General features: G+C 28.5%; 2 protein-coding genes. One reads left to right on the forward strand and one right to left on the reverse strand.

Going from position 1 to position 2307, the window contains the following annotated elements; all coding sequences use genetic code 11:
* Positions 1-430 precede the first annotated feature (430 nt).
* Positions 431-874, forward strand: coding sequence for a hypothetical protein (locus tag ACR0QS_RS12845; RefSeq protein WP_432633847.1), 444 nt, complete (start codon positions 431-433; stop codon positions 872-874).
* Between the two features lie 116 nt (positions 875-990).
* On the opposite strand, the gene ACR0QS_RS12850 is transcribed toward ACR0QS_RS12845, so the two are convergent.
* On the reverse strand, positions 991-2268 hold the full coding sequence (locus tag ACR0QS_RS12850) for an NfeD family protein (RefSeq protein WP_432633848.1): 1278 nt from the start codon (positions 2266-2268) through the stop codon (positions 991-993).
* Between the last annotated feature and the right edge of the window lie 39 nt (positions 2269-2307).

Consider the following 2307-nt stretch of genomic DNA (forward strand, 5'->3'; position numbering starts at 1 on the left):
ATATATAATCAGCCATATAAAAATAGAAAATAATATACTGTATAATGTAGTATAAAATGTGCTTATTTTAGGACTATAAACCGATATATTAGAAATCTTATAGGCAATAAAACCAGGTAGCAATACCGCTATAGTAACTATTATGGAAGATATTTCCATATTATTTTTTTACCTTTTTTTTGCTTTCAGAATTAGAACGATTACTTATCATAACTGACTTATCAGCTTTTTTAAGACCGTCTCTTTGTATATTAATTAGTTTTAAATTGGAATACGAATCATTAGTTTTAACCTTTGACATTATAATCTCCTATATTTTATTTTGACAATATAATAATATCATATATTTAATAAAAGTCAAGTATTTAATATTTGTAATAGTTTATTTGTATATATTAAAATGATTCAATGCATATATCGGGATAATCTAATGAAAAGAAAAGTTATAACTATGGGAATATTGCATTCTAATAAATTCAATTATTTTAAATATCCGCCACAAAAATACTCTGGCGATATAATTAACGATATAAATAAAGCTAAAATATATGAATCGGCATTAGACGAAAGCATTGATTTAACGATTAATTATTTTAATGAAATAAAAAATTATTTGAAAAAAACGCAAAGTAATTTATTTAATATTAATTATGATTGGAATGAAAAATATTATAATGATTTTCAAGTTCACGAGTCGTTTAATAATTATATTGAAGATAAGAATAATAAATTAGAAAATATGTATAAAGAATTAAATGATAAGTATAATAATTTGGCGTCAGTTTTTAATGAGGTTGTAGATAAGGTTGCTTGGTGGATACCGTTTAAAAAATTTATGGAGAATTTCAGAAATAAATTTAGGATTGTTATATGATAAAAAATTATAAATTAAATAATTAGATAATATCTAAAAATTTTGTTTTTGGTTTTATATAGGAAGATGTCAAACGGCATCCCTTTTTTATTGAGTTAGTTAGAATTTTTGGATTATTATTTTACTTCTTTTATAACTATTTTATTTCCTTCGACAAGAATAACTTTTATTTTTACGCCTTTATTTATAAATTCCCCTTCCGTTATGGCGTCATATTTTTTATCGTTAATTATAATATTTCCCGAAGGTCTAAAAAATGTGTCCGTTATTCCTTCGCGTCCGAGCAAATTATCATAAGAAACGCTCGAATGATAACCCGCTGTGTCCGTCTCTAATGCCACGATATTTTTAAAGCCTTTTGATTTTAAAACAAACCTCGCTAAAATAACGATTAATATAATATCGGCTATGAGAGAAAAGAAAATAACCGAAGTGGCTTGAGCTATATTGTTTATTCCGAAAGACATAAATATTCCCGCGACTATTCCTAATATTCCGAGAATTCCCGTTATTCCAAATCCCGGAATTACAAATATTTCAATCGCCAAAAGAACTAAACCGAGAAAAAATATCGCTGGAGCTAAAAAACCGCTTTCGCCGACAAAAACTTGAGCGAAGAAAAATGTTGAAAATGCTATTATTGAAATTACTCCGCCTATTCCAAATCCCGGAGTTTTTAATTCTATATACGCTCCGATTATTCCTATTGAAATTAAAGCGCTTAAAACTGCAGGATTTATCAAAAATCTTAATATATAATCGTATTTTTCTTCCTCAAAATTTATTATAGTAGAATTTTCCGACAGATTTCTTAATTTTATTATATCGATTATCGAATTAGCTTTTCCATCGGCTATATTTACTTTTAAAGCTTCTTCAACGCTTAAAGTGAGCAAAGTTTTATCGTCCGAATCTATTCCGTCATCTCTTTTCGATAAAATAATAGTTTCGTCAACCATAGCTTCTGCAATCCGAACATTCTTTTTGCTTCTTTCGGCAGACGAACGCATAGCCGCCCGCATTGCGCTTATTTCTTTTTCGCTCGCTTTTTCAATTGTATTTCCTTTCATATAAACGGGAGTCGCCGCTCCTATTATGCTTCCGTCCGACATATAAATAGACGCGCAGCTTAAAGATATTAAAGCTCCAGCAGAAAGCGCGTTTTTATTTATATGTGCTACAACGGGAATATCGCTTTCGATTATATAATTTTTTATAGAGAGCGCCGAAGACAATAATCCGCCCGGCGTATCCAATTCCAAAATTATTAAACTTGCGCCTTCGTCTTCCGCTTTTTTAATCGCTTTTTTTATATAAGCCGCATACCATCTATTTATTTCTTGAAATTCCAATTTTTTAATAACATAGATTTTTGCATTCTCTTGCGAGTAAATATTTTATGAAATAAAGATTGTAAAAATAATCGTAAATAT

Origin of the sequence: Brachyspira sp., from assembly GCF_050873525.1 — a bacterium.
Taxonomy (GTDB): domain Bacteria; phylum Spirochaetota; class Brachyspiria; order Brachyspirales; family Brachyspiraceae; genus Brachyspira.

Bases quoted from the DNA above. Each gene is read 5' to 3' on its own strand.
- ACR0QS_RS12845 (WP_432633847.1), top strand. From the start codon at position 431: ATGAAAAGAAAAGTTATAACTATGGGAATATTGCATTCTAATAAATTC.